This is a genomic window from Candidatus Francisella endociliophora, assembly GCF_000764555.1.
Classification (GTDB): Bacteria; Pseudomonadota; Gammaproteobacteria; order Francisellales; family Francisellaceae; genus Francisella; species Francisella endociliophora.
The window spans coordinates 1,984,714-1,999,391 of the sequence record NZ_CP009574.1; the positions used below are offsets into that span (position 1 = coordinate 1,984,714).

The window sequence follows — 14,678 nt, forward strand, 5'->3', positions numbered from 1 at the left end:
ACAAAAGGAGTTATAAAATGAACAAAAGTGAATTAGTAAGCTTTATGGCGACAGAAGCAGGAGTTACTAAAGGTGATGCTCTAAATCTTTTAGATGCTTTCATCGATGGTGTTTCTAGTGCTCTTAAATCTGGCGATTCTGTTACTCTAGTAGGCTTTGGTACTTTTCAAGTAAAAGAAAGAAGTGCAAGAGAAGGTAGAAACCCTAAGACTGGTGAAACTATCAAAATTGCTGCTTCAAAAGTTCCTAGCTTTAAAGCAGGTAAAGGTCTTAAAGACGCAGTAAAATAAAAAAATTCACAAAAAAGTGATTTTTTTGAAAGGCATGCTTAACAGTATGCCTTTTTTTTATCTATAATATCTATAAGTTAATAAAATCTAGTTGAATTAAGGTTAGTGAAATGTTGCAATCATTTAATGATAGGCTAAAAGGACCATTTACATGGACTGTTGTTATATCAATCAGTTTTATATTTGTAATCTCTGGTATGAGCTTCTTTTTTACAAATATGGGTGGCAGTAAATCATATATCGCGAAAGTTGGAGATAATGAAATAAGTTCTCAACAATTTGAGCAATACTCTCAGCAAGCAAAGACTAAAGAGCAAAAAAGACAAGTACTAGATCAAATGATAAATCAATATCTAGTTTTAGCTGATTCACAACGTCACGGTATTGTTTTATCCAAGTTTGTTTTACAATCTGCTATATTTACTAACCACATGTTTTTTGGCGAAGATGGTAAGTTCTCAACTGAGAAGTTAAAACAAGTTGCTCAATATGTTGGTGGAATGGGACGACTAGAGCAAATGATGTCTCAAAATCTTCAAGGCACAATTATTCCAAAAAATATTACTGATACAGAATTTACTACAGATTATGAAAACAAATCTCTAGCAAGTATATATGCAGTAAATAAAGAGATTGAGTATACAAAGATTTCACCAAGTGCTCTAGAAACTGAAGTTAATCCATCTCAAAAAGATTTACAAGACTACTATAATGCACATAAAGTCGAGTATATGACTCCAGCGCAAAAGACAATTAGTTATTATGAAATTTCAAAAGATGATTTTATAACAAATGATAGTATAAATGACCAGCAAGTTAAAGATTATTATAATAGTCATAAAGACTTGTTTAAGAAATTAGATGAAAAAACTAAAACAACTATCAAAAAAATTATTCAAAATAGACAAGCTTTAGAACAATTTAATAAATTTGCTCAAGGCGTTGATAGTGCTAGTTTTAATAAGTTGGAAAATAAATTGGGCAAGCCTAAAACTATAGATATCATAAATAATAGTGATAGCGCAGTGAAAGGTGTTAGTAATAGCATGTTTTTTGCTAGTGCGGATAAGTATGCAAGTATTCCTCAGTCTGAAAATAAGCTTCTAGTTTATCAGGTGGATAAGTCACAAAAGGCAACGCAACAGAAGTTTGCTGAGGTTAAAGATAAAGTTAGTCAAGCTTACATAAAGGAAAAATCACAAAAGTTAGCATTAGAAAAAGCAGGTAAATTAGTTAGTGATCTAAATAGTGATAAGAAAGTAGATGCTAGCTTAGATAGTGCTACTATTTCAAATGATTCCAAAGATTTTTCTAAATCTTTTAATGATTATGTTATGTTTAATGGTAATGATAAATACTATAACTATCAGACAAAAGATGGCGATATTTATGTATACAAAGTTACAAAAGTTGAGCCGAATAAAGATAAAAAAGATGAAGTTCCTAGTCAAGTACTAAATGCTTACAAGCAAGAAGAGCTTAACTTTTATGTACAAACGATTAAGAAAGATATACCTGTCAAAGTTAATTATAAAAATATCTAAATGAATAAATCAATCTATGGTATTGCTGGACCAACAGCTTCTGGCAAAACATCTCTTTCAATATCAATAGCTAAAAAAATTAATGCTGAAATAATTAGTGTTGACTCGTCTCTTGTTTATAAGGGAATGGATATCGGTACTGCTAAACCAACTATACAAGAACAAAGTGGCATTAAGCATCATTTGATAGATATGATAGAACCTACAGAGAACTTTTCTGTTGCGGATTTTATTTCAAGTGTAAATATCCTTAAGAAACAGATATGGTCTAGAGGAAAAGAAGTATTGCTTGTGGGTGGTACTATGCTCTATTTTAAAGGTTTGATAGAGGGATTGTCATCTTTGCCTGAGTCCCAACCTGAAATTAGACAAACTCTTGAGCTTGAGAAAAAAGCTAAAGGATTACAGTATTTGCATCAGCAATTAAATAAGATGGATGCTGCTTCAGCACAAAAAATTAATCCAAATGATCAGCAAAGAATATTCCGAGCATTAGAAGTAATTATGATAAGTGGGAAAAAATATTCTGAACTTGTTAAAACTTCAAAAGTTGGAGGGCTTGAAGAAGAGCTTAAGCTATGTGCATTAGTGCCCAATGACAGATCAATATTACATAGGAATATTGAGATTAGATTTAAACAGATGGTAGATCAAGGATTATTGGATGAAGTACAACAACTTCGAAAAAATCCACAGCTTACAAAAGATACTACAGCTATACGCAGTGTGGGCTATCGCCAAGCATGGGAGTATCTTGATGGAGATATTAGCTATGATGAGTTTATTAAAAAAGGAGTTGTAGCTACTCGCCAGCTTGCTAAAAGACAGCTTACCTGGATTCGCAATTGGCAGAGTGAGATAAAATTGGTCGAGATGGAAAGTATTAGTAAAGAAGCTATAGCTTTAGAATATTTTGATTATAAAAAGAGTTAAATAAATGAAAAAGATAATAGCAGTAATTTTAGTGTCGCTAATAATCTCGAGTTGTAGCTTCTGGTCAAAATTTACATCAGATGTGACAACAATAAAAATAGACTATAAGAAAAATATTTTAGAAGTTGATAATTATAATGATCGCAATTTTAATATCGAGATAATTAATAAAAATGCTGAAGATGGTAAATATTATGCCAGCGAAGATATAGTCGTTAAAAAAGGTTCTCATAAATACAAACTTATATTCAATCAAATAAGTAAAAAATCAGTTGATGTTTTAATGAAATACTCTCAAACGAATACTATGTATATTTACTCTTCAGTAGAACAAAATGCTCAGCTTAGTAATAGTGTCAATATTACTTACAAAGATCATACAGATGTGAAAACAGAGTTATTACCTACTAAAGCTACAGTTATATTTAATTCAAGCCTAGCGCCAACCTTTTATAAAGTACTTGGAACATCTATTACAAATAGAGGAGGCATGAGTAGAAGTGAGATTTCTACAGCTTTACCTATTAGCTTATCAGAAAAAGAGGTTGTTATAGGTGGGGTGTCTAATACTTATAGTCCCAAAGAGATAAACTGTAGTGCTCTTAATCATAATTGTGACGAGTAATTTGATGAAATAAAATTTGCTGATGATATTAAATATTGTTAGAATGTACGCGTAAGTTTAATTGTTAAACTTGATAAAATAATAAAAACAATAAAATAATTAAAAGGAAGTGAAACAATGTCTAGAATATCATCTTTGCAAGACCCGTTCTTAAATGCTTTAAGAAAAGAAAAAGTTAGCGTATCTGTATACCTTGTAAATGGAATCAAATTACAAGGTCAAGTAGAAGCATTTGATCAGTTTTGTATCGTTCTAAGAAATACTGTAAACCAAATGGTTTATAAGCATGCTATTTCTACTATTGTACCAGCTAAAAGCGTAAGAATGGTATATAGCTCTTTTAACCCGTATCACCAAAATTCAAACGAAGATCAAGATGAGAATGTTTCTGATGTACATTCTGATGATCTTGAAGTTCAAGAAAATGAAGGTAATACAGCTGAGTAATAATATCTTTTCTTTTTTCTTTAATGATTCCGTTCTGGAGTAACATTATTTAATGGAATTTTTTGAATCTTATGAAGCAGGTAGTAAATGCCTGCTTGTAAATATAAATTTTAAATATCATCGTGAACTTAATGCTGATTTATCTGAGCTTGAGGGTTTAGTCCTTGCTGCAGATAAAGTTGTTTTAGAAAGCTTGGATTTTAATCACCCTGAGCCTGATATCAAATATTTTTGTGGTATGGGTAAGATGGAGATGATTAAAAATAAACGCGATGAAATAGATGCAGATCTTGTCGTATTTAATCATCCACTAAGCCCATCGCAAGAGAGAAATATTGAGAAGTTTCTTGAGTGTAAGATTATGGATAGAACTAGACTTATTCTTGAAATATTTTCACTTCGTGCAAAAACTCATGAAGGTAAGCTCCAAGTTGAACTAGCTCAGCTTAACTATCAATCTACTCGTCTTGTAAAAGGTTGGACCCATTTAGAGAGACAAAAGGGTGGTATTGGTGTACGAGGTGGGCCTGGTGAGACTCAGCTTGAGATCGATAGACGATTGATTCGTCAAAGAATCAAGCAAATCACTCAAAAGCTTGAGCGAGTAAAACATCATCGTGATTTAAGTAGATCTTCGCGTAAGAAGAATAATATCCCTACAATATCGTTTGTTGGTTATACTAATGCTGGTAAATCAACACTGTTCAACAATATAACTGATGCACAAGTTCTTGCAAAAGACCAGCTCTTTGCGACGCTTGATCCAACTTTACGTAAAGTAATAGTGCCAAAGCTAGGTGAAGTTATTTTTTCAGATACGGTAGGGTTTATCAAAAACCTACCACATGACTTGGTAGAAGCTTTTCATGCAACACTAGAAGAAGCTATTGAATCAGATCTTCTAGTACATGTAATTGATTATGCAGATGAAGATTATAAGAGCTATATTGAACAGGTTGAAAAGGTTTTAAAAGAAATTGGTATAGGCGATAAAGAAATGATTTGTGTCTATAACAAGATCGATAAAATCGAAAATGCTTATGCTGGTTTTGTGCCAATGGAAAATAGTGAGACTAATACCGTTAGTCGAGTATATTTATCTGCACAGACAGGTGAGGGCATTGATAATCTTTATGAAGCATTGGCAACATTTTTTAATAAGTCATGGATAAATGGTACTTTAGAGTTACCGCCTAAGTATTCTAAAGTTAGAGCTATGATGTATGAGCTAGGTGTGGTTGATAATGAAGATATTTCTGAGCAAGGTAACTATCTTTTAGAAATAAAAATTTCCGAAGATGATTTTGAAAAGTTTAGCAGGGATTTTGATCTAGATTTAGGACAGTTCTTTATAAAAGAAAAAAATTAGTTAGATGGTTAATAAGTAATATTTATTTTGAGAAAGGGTAATCTATTTTAATCAATTCTATTACAGACTCTTCTTTATTGCCGTCTTTTAAATATGCTGTGTTATCAGCTTTGACTAATCCAATATTTCTACAATAAGTATCTTTTGATGATGTTTTAATTCGATTGCTTGATGATGATGTATACTTAGTTATACAGTTTTTGTATATGTTTTTATTAACCTCAATAGATTTGACTTTACTATATTTGACTGTTTTTTGATATTTGATTATACCTTTTTTTGCTTTTAAATTTGATTCACTTTTTATAGGTTTATCAAAAACTATTTTTTTAGGTAGGTAAATTCCATCACTATATTTAAAGCTAGAGTTTGAAGTATTTTCAATAGATCTAACACCTTTATTTGTAGATGTTATCCTATCTGAAGCATACAGTATATTATTTTTATTAAGTCTATTAAAGCTAACCTTTTCTATACAGTTTTTCTGTTTATTTGGACAATTTACAATATATGCAATTAATTTATTACTTATATTATCTTTGCCAGATTTAGCATTTAGCATATATGTATATTTAGATCCGATTTTAGATGGTACATAATTCCAACCTAAATCTCCAGCAAAAGCTAAGTTAAAGCTAAAAACAACTAATACACCAAATAATGTCTTATTCATGATATTACCTTATGAAAATTTATGTTTAGAATATGTTTTATAATTTTTTAAATTATAGGTGAGTATTTAAATATAATTTTAAAAGAAAAATTAATCTTTTTTATAATCAGGAAGATCAATTTGCTCATTAAATATTCCAGCACCTATGAATTTTGATATAACGGGAGTTGATGATATTTTTACAGTTATAGTTGATAGATATTTATTAAGTATTTCCTCTGGAGCAATAGCTGAAAGATTTGTTAGACCAATTTTTTGCTTTCTATCTATGATACTTTTTAATTTATCCTGCCACTCTTTAAAGGCAATTGTATGGTCGCCTTTAGCTTTATAAAGTTCGCCAGCTAAAACATAAGCTTCAATAATTGCAAATATACTACCAAGCCCCATAAGTATAGAAGGACAGGCTGCAGAGTCACCTACTAAGGCAACTCTACCTTTATACCAATTATCCATTCTTATTTGACTAACCTTATCAAAATAAATTTCTTTGACATTATTTAAACGAGCAAGTATATCTGGAGTCTCCCATTGAAAGTCTTTAAAAGTTGTAAGAATTAGTTGTTTCTTCTCTTCTAATGTTTCTGGGAATTTGCTGATAGCCGTAGAATCAAGAGTGAACATTACTAGAGTTTCATTTTCATCTAAACAAACTCTAGCAACCTGTTGTTTATCCCCGACACTTACTGCATAAGTGAACTTCTCATAATGATTGTATTCATCTAGAGTGAAAGCTGCGACATACTTATTTAGATCATATTCTTCATATTCTGTACTATCAAAGACTAGTGAACGTATATGTGAATGTAGTCCATCTGCTCCAATCACGAGATCAAAATTCTCAGTAGTATTATCAGATAAATAGGCGGTTATACCATCTTCTTTTTCTTCAATATTTTCTATAGATACTCCAAATCTTATATCTATACCATTACAGGCTTCATATATTACAGAAGATATATCACCTCTTTTAAGGCTCAAAAACTCATCATAGTTATCTTTAATTAAGGTTGAAATATTTACTTTAGAAGACCTTCTACCATCTTGGTCATAGCAATGAATATTTTTAATTTTATAGGAGTTAGCTTCTAGCTGGTTAAAAAGGTTCATTTTTTTCATGATTTCACAACCAGTTCCCCAAAAATCTACAAGATAACCACCGGTTCTAAATTCTGGAGATTTTTCAAACAGTACAGGTTCAAAGCCGTATTCTCTAAGCCACCATGCTAAAGTTGGCCCAGCTATTCCTAATCCATTAATTGCAATTTTTTTCATATGCTTTCCTTAAAAGAGTATCTCTACTATAGATTTTAGAATTATATGAGGTCTTATTCAATATTGCTTTGCAAGGCATTTAATAATTATTCGCAGATAGTACAAAAAATATGTAAATTTTTAGTTATAATAGGTACGGTATAAACCTAAAAAACACTCTTTTAAAAGTGTAGGAAAATAAGTAATGATAAAAAAACTAAAACAAAGATGGTTTTGGAGTAAAAATCAGGAGCAAGGACCTCCGGATTTAGAGGAAATGATCAAAAAATTTTTTGGTGGCAAAAAAAAGAAAGAATCTAATGATGATAATGAAAGTATTTATTCGAAAAATGCCAACAACAATAATAAGAATAGTAATAAGGCAATATTTGAGAAGCCACCTGTAGGTAAAATAGCAACTATCGTAATAGGTGTATTAATAGCTGCTTGGGTTGGTTTTGGTTTCTATGTTGTTCAACCAGCTGAGCAAGCAGCAGTACTTAGACTTGGTAAATTTTCAAAGATGGTTGAACCAGGTTTACATTGGCACCCAATTGGTATTGATACAGTTTATAAAGAAAATGTCCAAGAGTTAAAAACAACTTCTTTAAAAAGAGATATGCTGACATCTGAAGAAAATATTGTGCATATTTCATTTACTGTTCAATATCGTATTGCAGATCTACAAAAGTATTTATTTTCTAATACAAACCCTACTCAACTACTACAGCAAGCTTTAGAGAGTGCGGTTAGACAGGTAGTTGGTGAAAATAAACTAGAACAAATTTTAACTACTAATAGAGCAGTAATCACTCAACAAGTAAGAAAAGAGATGGAGAGTTTATTAAAAACTTATCAAACAGGTATTTATGTAAGCGAAGTGATTATGCAACCAGCCCAAGCTCCTGATGCAGTTAAAAGTGCTTTTGATGATGTAATCAAGGCTCGTGAAGATCGTGAGAGAGAGCAGAATGAGGCAGAAGCTTATGCAAATAGAGTTGTGCCAGTAGCTCAAGGTAAAGCTCAGAGAATCTTGGATCAAGCAAATGCTTATAAGCAAAAAGTTGTATTAGAAGCAGAAGGTGAAATTGCACAATTTGAGCAATTACTTCCAATCTATAAGAAATCTCCTGATATCGTGATGAACCAAATGTACTTTGATACTATTTCAAATGTTCTACAGCATAATAAGATTTTCTTAGTAGATGGTGATGGTGCAAAAAATATTTTTTATGGCCTAGATAATGCACAAAAGCAAGCATTACTACCAAATACAAAGGGAGGTAACTAAGATGAGTAAGTTTTTAAAAATATTCTTAGTGCTTGTAGTAGTTTTATCAATAGTCGTTTTAAGTACTAAATTTGTAGTTAAACAAGGTTCAGAAGCTGTGATTTTAAGGTTAGGTGAACTTGTCAAAGGTAGTGATGGCAAGGCTATAGAATATGAACCTGGCTTACATGTTAAGATTCCATTCTTAGACACTGTTAAGACATATGATATGCGTAATAGAGTGTTAGAAGCAGATTCAGCACGTGTTGTAACTAAAGAGCAAAAAGATGTTTTGATTAATGCCTATGTAGTTTGGAAGATTAGTAATAGTAATATTTCTAAGTTCTTCATAAGTACTAGCGGTAGTGTTGATAGAGCTGAGACATTATTAAAACAGTTCTTAGAGTCTTCTTTAAGAGCAGAGGTTGGTAATAATGATATCCAAAGCCTAATTAATAACAATCGTGATAAATTGATGATTGCTCTTACAGAATCTGTACAAAAACAAGCTAAGCAGATTGGTGTAGATGTGATTGATGTAAGAGTTAAGCAGATTGATTTACCAGATACGGTTACAGATTCTATTTATCAAAGAATGAGGTCATCTCGTCAAAAGGTTGCGGCTTCTATTAGAGCGGAAGGTGGGCAGTTAGCTGAGAAAATTAAAGCAGCAGCAGATGCAAAAGTAACAGTTACTATGGCTGAAGCTGAAAAAGAATCTAAAATTATTCGAGCTCAAGCAGATGCAAAAGCTGCGAAGATCTTTACAGATGCGTATTCAAATTCTGTACCATTATACGAATTCTTGAAGAGTATGAATTCTTATAAAGAAAGCTTTAATGGTAAAAATGAAGTTGTATTTATGCTTAAGCCAGATAGTAAATTCTTCCAAGGTTTCAAGCTTGAGCCAGATAGTAAACTTGCTGAAGATATGAAGGAAGCTAAATAACTATGAATAAGGTTAAAGTACTTTTTGTATGTAAAGGTAATATTTGTAGATCGCCAACAGCACATGGTATTTTTAGAGATATTGTTAAGAAAAATAATCTTGAGAATGTTATACATGTGGCATCATGTGGCACAAGCTCACGCATGTGGGGACATGAGGGCGATGGCGCTGATATGAGATCGCTAGAGATGGCAAAAATGTATGACTGTGACTTATCTGATCAGGTATCTCAGCAACTAGAGGAGTCAGATTTTGTAAAATATGATTATATAATAGCTATGGATCAAGAAAATATTGATACGATGAAAAACATGTTTCCAAATACTGATTTCTCAAATGTATCGAGAATGCTTGAATATGCACCAACTATATCTTTGACAGATGTGCCAGATCCATATTATGAAGATAACTTTGAGAAAGTTTTTCTTATGATTGATACTGCATGCCATGGACTTTTTGAAAAAATAAAATTAGAGCATAAATTATGAACTATCGTAGTGCAAAATATATAATGGGAGCTGCTAAAGTCTCTCAACTTCCTGAGGATACTGGTATAGAGGTGGCTTTTGCAGGGCGCTCAAATGCAGGTAAATCTAGTGCATTAAATACTCTAACCGATCAAAAAGGTCTTGCAAGAGTTAGTAAAACCCCTGGTAGAACGCAATTAATTAACTTGTTTGATTTAGGCGATAATAAAAGGCTAGTAGACTTACCAGGTTACGGCTATGCAAAGGTCTCTGAGAAGATCAAAATGCAATGGCAAAGTGAGATGGAGCTATATCTAACTAGCAGAGAGTGTCTATCTGGGATAGTTTTGTTAATTGATCCGCGACATAATCTCAAAGAGTACGATTGTTTGATGATTGAACTAGCTATAGCTAGTAAATTAAACTTACATATTTTGTTGACTAAGGCTGATAAGCTTAATAATAAAGAGCGTTCTCAAGCTATAAAAATGCTTGAAAGTTTTCTTGCAACGTTCAAAACTAATGATTTAGTATCTTTTCAACTTTTTTCATCTCATAGCAAGATGGGGCTTGATAAGTTCAAGCAGAAGCTAGATAGCTGGTATGAGTGCTAAGCTACTTTCTTCAAGAAATTTTCAATAAACTCAATTCTTTGTTCAGCAGTTTTTGTAGTCTTTGTAATAAGTAAATCTTGTTCTTTTGTAAGTCTAAAGTCAGCTGGTTGTGATTGGATAAGTTTGATTAGCTTTTGTGGTTCAAATTTAGCAGTATTAGCAAAATTAATCTTACCAGAACTAGCAAACATCTTAATTTGACCAATGCCAATATTGATAGCATCAATTTTTATATGTGCAACTTTTAACAGGTAGATAACTTCTACAGGTAGCCTACCAAAACGATCTATAAGTTCAATCTTGATATTAACCAAATCTTGATGATTAGCCTTAGATATGCGTTTATAAATATTTAAACGAGTATTTACATCATGGATATAATAATCAGGTATTAAAATAGGTATATTAAGCTCAACCTCACAAACTGTTGAATTAATTACTTCCTCAATATTTAACTCTTTACCAGCCTTTAGATTAGCAATTGTTTTATCTAATAGATCCATATAAAGGTTTAAGCCAATACCGTCAATATTTCCACTTTGTTCTTTGCCAAGTATTTCACCCGCTCCACGAATCTCTAAATCATGATTAGCTAACGTAAAGCCGCCTCCTAAAGATTCTGTGCTACCAATAGCTTCTAGTCTCTTAACTGCATCTTTGGTTATACTGGCTTCACTAGGTATAAGCATATAAGCATAAGCTTGATGATGAGCCCTACCAACCCTACCTCTTAGTTGATGCAGCTGTGCAAGTCCTAGATTATTGGCATTTTCTATAATTAAAGTGTTAGCATTTGGTATATCAATACCAGTCTCAATAATTGTTGTACAAAGTAGGATATGATATTTATTATGTTTAAAATCAAACATGATTTTTTGGATTTCTTTTTCACTCATTTGACCATGAGCTATAGCTACTCTTAGGCGAGGGAATAACTCTTGAAGAATTTCTTTTTTCTTCTCGATAGTTTCAACTTTGTTATATAAATAAAAAATCTGCCCACCACGAATAGTTTCACGACTTACTGCTTCCCGGATAATATTGTTATCATATTCTTTAACAAAAGTCTTAACAGATAGGCGTTTTGCTGGTGGTGAGGCTATAATAGATAAATCTCTCAAAGCAGAAAATGCCATACTTAAACTACGAGGTATTGGTGTTGCTGACATTGTTAATATATCGATTTCAGCTTTTAAAGATTTTAGTTTTTCTTTTTGAGCAACGCCAAAGCGATGTTCTTCATCTATGATAAGTAGGCCCAAATTTTGAAAATCTATTTTTGATGAAATTAATTTATGTGTTCCGATGATTATATCAACAGTACCTTTTTTAAGGTTTTCAAAAAGCTCTTCTTGAGCTTTTGCTGTTTTAGAGCGAGTTATGACTTCGATATTTACAGCAGTATTAGCAAATCTGTCTCTGAAGCTATTATAGTGTTGTTGAGCTAAAATCGTTGTAGGCACTAGTATTGCTACTTGCTTACTGTTTTGAGTTGCTAGAAATGCTGCACGCATTGCTATTTCAGTTTTACCAAAGCCAACATCACCACAGATAAGCCTATCCATAGGTTTAGGAGATACCATATCTTTGAAGACATCATTGATTGCCAAAAGCTGGTCAGGAGTCTCTTCATAAGGAAAATCAGCACAGAATCTTAGATAATCTTCTTCATCAAGAGAATTTGTAAAACCTTGACGCATTTCTCTTTTGGCGTATATCTCAAGAAGATTTGCTGCAACATCAATAATCTTTTTGATAGTTTTTTCTTTCTGCTTTTTCCACTTGTCAGAACCGAGCTTGTTTAAAGCTATTTTTTCAGTTAAGGATGAGTTATAAATCGAGATAAGATTTAGAGATGTAATTGGTACATAAATCTTGGCATCATTAGCGTAACGAAGTAGGATAAATTCATCTTTTTTGCCATTTAGTTCGATACTCTCAAGCCCTTCATATTTACCAATACCATGATCAATATGCACAATATGCATACCAGTTTTTAATTCTGTAAGGTCTTTGAGATCAACAGTAGGATGATGATCATGTTCAGAAACTTTAGTCCTGTTTTGAATATGTTCTGGAAAAAGATCTGTTTCTGTAATTAGAGCAATTTTATTATCAATAACTACACCTTCTTGGAATGGTGAAACTATTAGACAAAATTTGTCCTTAGATTTAAGAGCATCATCAAAGCTTTTAGCAATTTGGATATTTAAATTGAGTTTATTCAAGTGTTCTAAAAGAACTTCAGCACGACCATTTGAATCTGTAGAAAAGATAACTTTTTCAAAGTTAGCTTTATCTATAAATTGTTGTAAATCTCTAAATGGGTTTGCAAGTTTGTAGTTTGCTGAAACCTTATCTAAATGATTTATTTTTAGAGTTTTTGATTTAGATTTAGGCTGTTGGAACCATTTGATATTTGTGAATTGCTCATAAATATCTTTGATTTCTTTTTGAGAATAAAACAACTCTTGATGAGGCAGTATTGGTCTATCAATATCATGTTTGAGTTCATCATATCTAAATCTGACCTCTTCTGCAAAAGCTTTAATAGAATTATTAATATTATCAACTAAATGGATATTTGCAGATTTTGGTAGATAATCAAAAATACTCTCAAGCTGATTGTAGAATAGAGGTAAATAAAACTCTATACCATTGAAATATTCATTATTTTCAATATATGTGGCAATAGTTGATTCGAGAGCATTTTTACCACAAAAATCTTCTAGTTTTTCTAATGCTAAAGAAGAGTTTTGATTATCATAAATTAGTTCATGGGATGGCATAATATTGATAGATTTTATTTCTTTACCTGAGCGTTGAGTTTCAATATCTAGCTCTTTGATCGTATCAACTTCATCATCAAATAAATCTATACGAAATGCCGCTTTTGATCCAATAGGGAATATATCAACGATACTACCACGAATACTAAACTCACCTTTTTCAAATACATTATTTACTAAATTATATCCAGCTTCAGCAAGTAGAGTTTTTTGCTTTGTTATATCTAAAATATCACCAGTTTTTAGTATAAAACTATGTTCTTTAATAAACTTTGCTGGAGCAAGTTTTCGTAAGATATTTGAGATACTTGTAACTACTAGAGTGTTTCTAGGATTTTGAGTAAGTTTATGAAGAATCTCTTGGCGTCTTGAGATAATATCAATTGCTGCAGAAAATCTATCATAAGGTAATATCTCGAGGTTTGGAAAGTAGAAAACCTCTACTTTTGAGCTTTGATTTAGATATTTTAACTCGTCATATATTTTATGTGCTTGTTGAGAATCTTCAGCAATTATAAGGTTGAAATCACTATTTTGCTTAAGATATTCATTAAATAAAATACTAAAAGATGATCCATAAGCATTAGATACAATAGTATCTTTTGCAGATATTTGATTATTAAGCATTAGAAATTATAAGATTAGAAAATTTTAGAATAAATGATAATATAAATTAGTCTCTATCGCCAGCTACAGCACCAAAGATTTGTAATAGAGTTACAAAGATATTGAATAATGAAACATAAATATTTACAGTAGCCAAGATATAGTTAGTCTCTTCGCCTCTAACGATAGCATTTGTTTGCCAAAGAATAAAACCGCCAGAGATAAATGCAAATACTAATGAGATTACAAATCCTAAAGCTGGAATATGTAAAAATAGATTAAGCACCATAGCAATGATAGCAACTATAGCACCAACTGCACAGAAAGAACCAACTCTGTTGAAGTTTCTAGCTGGGCTCATAGCTACAGCAGTTAAGCCTAAGAATATAAGACCAGTAGTACCAAATGCCATCATGATTAGTTCAGCACCATTTGAAAACTGCTGAATATATAGGTTTAGGATTGGACCTAATGAATAACCTAAAAGACCTGTTAGAGCAAACGTTAAAACGATGCCCATAGGTGAGTTTTTAGTAGCATTGATACCAAATAGTAAGCCAATGTAAACTACTAACATTAGGATCGGGTTTATGAACGCAGCGCCAGTGCTCATAGCTACAAATGCTGTAAAAGCACTAAATAGTAAAGTCATTGACAGTAACCAGTATGTATTTCTAAGAACCTTATTAGCTCTTAAAGCAGACTCTTGTGATAGAGAGTCTATTACGCGAGTATTATTAAAGTTATTCATTTTTTCTCCTTTTTGAATTACCTTTATTATAATTTATAAAAAATTATTAGATATGCATTATAACATAACTGTATAATCTTTGAATATGGGGTGTGAT

14 protein-coding genes are annotated in these 14,678 nt (G+C 31.7%); 10 read left to right on the top strand and 4 right to left on the bottom strand.

All coding sequences use genetic code 11. From position 1 onward, the window contains the following. Positions 1 to 17 precede the first annotated feature (17 nt). The 6 genes from QI37_RS09665 (at position 18) to hflX (ending at position 5,208) form a co-directional block, all read left to right on the top strand. The gene (locus tag QI37_RS09665; RefSeq protein WP_040010585.1) at positions 18 to 290 is read left to right on the top strand and encodes an HU family DNA-binding protein; all 273 of its coding nucleotides are present in this window, start codon (positions 18 to 20) and stop codon (positions 288 to 290) included. A gap of 110 nt (positions 291 to 400) precedes the next feature. Continuing rightward, a complete protein-coding gene (locus tag QI37_RS09670) occupies positions 401 to 1,834 on the top strand; it encodes a SurA N-terminal domain-containing protein (protein ID WP_040010586.1) in 1,434 nt (477 codons plus the stop codon). Then, on the top strand, positions 1,835 to 2,767 hold the full coding sequence (gene miaA / locus QI37_RS09675; protein WP_040010587.1) for a tRNA (adenosine(37)-N6)-dimethylallyltransferase MiaA: 933 nt from the start codon (positions 1,835 to 1,837) through the stop codon (positions 2,765 to 2,767). Between the two features lie 4 nt (positions 2,768 to 2,771). Then, positions 2,772 to 3,392, top strand: a complete 621-nt coding sequence (locus QI37_RS09680; protein WP_040010588.1) for a hypothetical protein — start codon at positions 2,772 to 2,774, stop codon at positions 3,390 to 3,392. A gap of 117 nt (positions 3,393 to 3,509) precedes the next feature. Continuing rightward, positions 3,510 to 3,839 (top strand): RNA chaperone Hfq, encoded by a 330-nt coding sequence (gene hfq, locus QI37_RS09685; protein WP_040010589.1) that lies wholly within the window; start codon positions 3,510 to 3,512, stop codon positions 3,837 to 3,839. 52 nt (positions 3,840 to 3,891) lie between these two features. Then, the gene (hflX, locus tag QI37_RS09690) at positions 3,892 to 5,208 is read left to right on the top strand and encodes a GTPase HflX (protein WP_040010590.1); all 1,317 of its coding nucleotides are present in this window, start codon (positions 3,892 to 3,894) and stop codon (positions 5,206 to 5,208) included. Between the two features lie 22 nt (positions 5,209 to 5,230). Here the strand turns inward: hflX and QI37_RS09695 are convergent, their stop codons facing one another. Both QI37_RS09695 and QI37_RS09700 read right to left on the bottom strand, forming a co-directional pair. Next, on the bottom strand, positions 5,231 to 5,881 hold the full coding sequence (locus tag QI37_RS09695; protein ID WP_040010591.1) for a hypothetical protein: 651 nt from the start codon (positions 5,879 to 5,881) through the stop codon (positions 5,231 to 5,233). A gap of 90 nt (positions 5,882 to 5,971) precedes the next feature. Next, positions 5,972 to 7,156 carry an FAD-binding domain gene (locus tag QI37_RS09700; RefSeq protein WP_040010592.1) on the bottom strand — a complete coding sequence of 395 codons (1,185 nt, stop codon included), beginning with the start codon at positions 7,154 to 7,156 and terminating at the stop codon, positions 5,972 to 5,974. Between the two features lie 184 nt (positions 7,157 to 7,340). On the opposite strand from QI37_RS09700, the gene hflK reads away from it, so the two are divergent. The 4 genes from hflK to yihA are packed head-to-tail and all read left to right on the top strand — an operon-like array spanning position 7,341 to position 10,435. Then, positions 7,341 to 8,426, top strand: a complete 1,086-nt coding sequence (gene hflK / locus QI37_RS09705) for an FtsH protease activity modulator HflK (protein ID WP_040010593.1) — start codon at positions 7,341 to 7,343, stop codon at positions 8,424 to 8,426. 1 nt (position 8,427) lies between these two features. Further along, positions 8,428 to 9,354: a protease modulator HflC gene (gene hflC / locus QI37_RS09710; RefSeq protein ID WP_040010594.1), complete on the top strand. Its 927-nt coding sequence runs from the start codon at positions 8,428 to 8,430 to the stop codon at positions 9,352 to 9,354. A gap of 2 nt (positions 9,355 to 9,356) precedes the next feature. After that, a complete protein-coding gene (locus QI37_RS09715; protein ID WP_040010595.1) occupies positions 9,357 to 9,842 on the top strand; it encodes a low molecular weight protein-tyrosine-phosphatase in 486 nt (161 codons plus the stop codon). After that, positions 9,839 to 10,435 carry a ribosome biogenesis GTP-binding protein YihA/YsxC gene (gene yihA, locus QI37_RS09720; protein WP_040010596.1) on the top strand — a complete coding sequence of 199 codons (597 nt, stop codon included), beginning with the start codon at positions 9,839 to 9,841 and terminating at the stop codon, positions 10,433 to 10,435. The genes QI37_RS09715 and yihA overlap by 4 nt, the downstream gene beginning before the upstream one ends. On the opposite strand, the gene mfd is transcribed toward yihA, so the two are convergent. Then, positions 10,432 to 13,851, bottom strand: coding sequence for a transcription-repair coupling factor (mfd, locus tag QI37_RS09725; protein WP_040010597.1), 3,420 nt, complete (start codon positions 13,849 to 13,851; stop codon positions 10,432 to 10,434). The two genes, yihA and mfd, sit on opposite strands and share 4 nt — an antisense overlap. Before the next feature lie 46 nt (positions 13,852 to 13,897). Next, a complete protein-coding gene (locus QI37_RS09730; RefSeq protein WP_040010598.1) occupies positions 13,898 to 14,581 on the bottom strand; it encodes a Bax inhibitor-1/YccA family protein in 684 nt (227 codons plus the stop codon). Positions 14,582 to 14,678 lie beyond the last annotated feature (97 nt).

What these genes read in the sequence shown, in the direction of transcription:
- QI37_RS09665 (WP_040010585.1), top strand. Translation starts at nt 18, where the DNA reads ATGAACAAAAGTGAATTAGTAAGCTTTATGGCGACAGAAGCAGGAGTT.
- QI37_RS09670 (WP_040010586.1), top strand. Translation starts at nt 401, where the DNA reads ATGTTGCAATCATTTAATGATAGGCTAAAAGGACCATTTACATGGACT.
- miaA (WP_040010587.1), top strand. Translation starts at nt 1,835, where the DNA reads ATGAATAAATCAATCTATGGTATTGCTGGACCAACAGCTTCTGGCAAA.
- QI37_RS09680 (WP_040010588.1), top strand. Translation starts at nt 2,772, where the DNA reads ATGAAAAAGATAATAGCAGTAATTTTAGTGTCGCTAATAATCTCGAGT.
- hfq (WP_040010589.1), top strand. Translation starts at nt 3,510, where the DNA reads ATGTCTAGAATATCATCTTTGCAAGACCCGTTCTTAAATGCTTTAAGA.
- hflX (WP_040010590.1), top strand. Translation starts at nt 3,892, where the DNA reads ATGGAATTTTTTGAATCTTATGAAGCAGGTAGTAAATGCCTGCTTGTA.
- QI37_RS09695 (WP_040010591.1), bottom strand. Translation starts at nt 5,881, where the DNA reads ATGAATAAGACATTATTTGGTGTATTAGTTGTTTTTAGCTTTAACTTA.
- QI37_RS09700 (WP_040010592.1), bottom strand. Translation starts at nt 7,156, where the DNA reads ATGAAAAAAATTGCAATTAATGGATTAGGAATAGCTGGGCCAACTTTA.
- hflK (WP_040010593.1), top strand. Translation starts at nt 7,341, where the DNA reads ATGATAAAAAAACTAAAACAAAGATGGTTTTGGAGTAAAAATCAGGAG.
- hflC (WP_040010594.1), top strand. Translation starts at nt 8,428, where the DNA reads ATGAGTAAGTTTTTAAAAATATTCTTAGTGCTTGTAGTAGTTTTATCA.
- QI37_RS09715 (WP_040010595.1), top strand. Translation starts at nt 9,357, where the DNA reads ATGAATAAGGTTAAAGTACTTTTTGTATGTAAAGGTAATATTTGTAGA.
- yihA (WP_040010596.1), top strand. Translation starts at nt 9,839, where the DNA reads ATGAACTATCGTAGTGCAAAATATATAATGGGAGCTGCTAAAGTCTCT.
- mfd (WP_040010597.1), bottom strand. Translation starts at nt 13,851, where the DNA reads ATGCTTAATAATCAAATATCTGCAAAAGATACTATTGTATCTAATGCT.
- QI37_RS09730 (WP_040010598.1), bottom strand. Translation starts at nt 14,581, where the DNA reads ATGAATAACTTTAATAATACTCGCGTAATAGACTCTCTATCACAAGAG.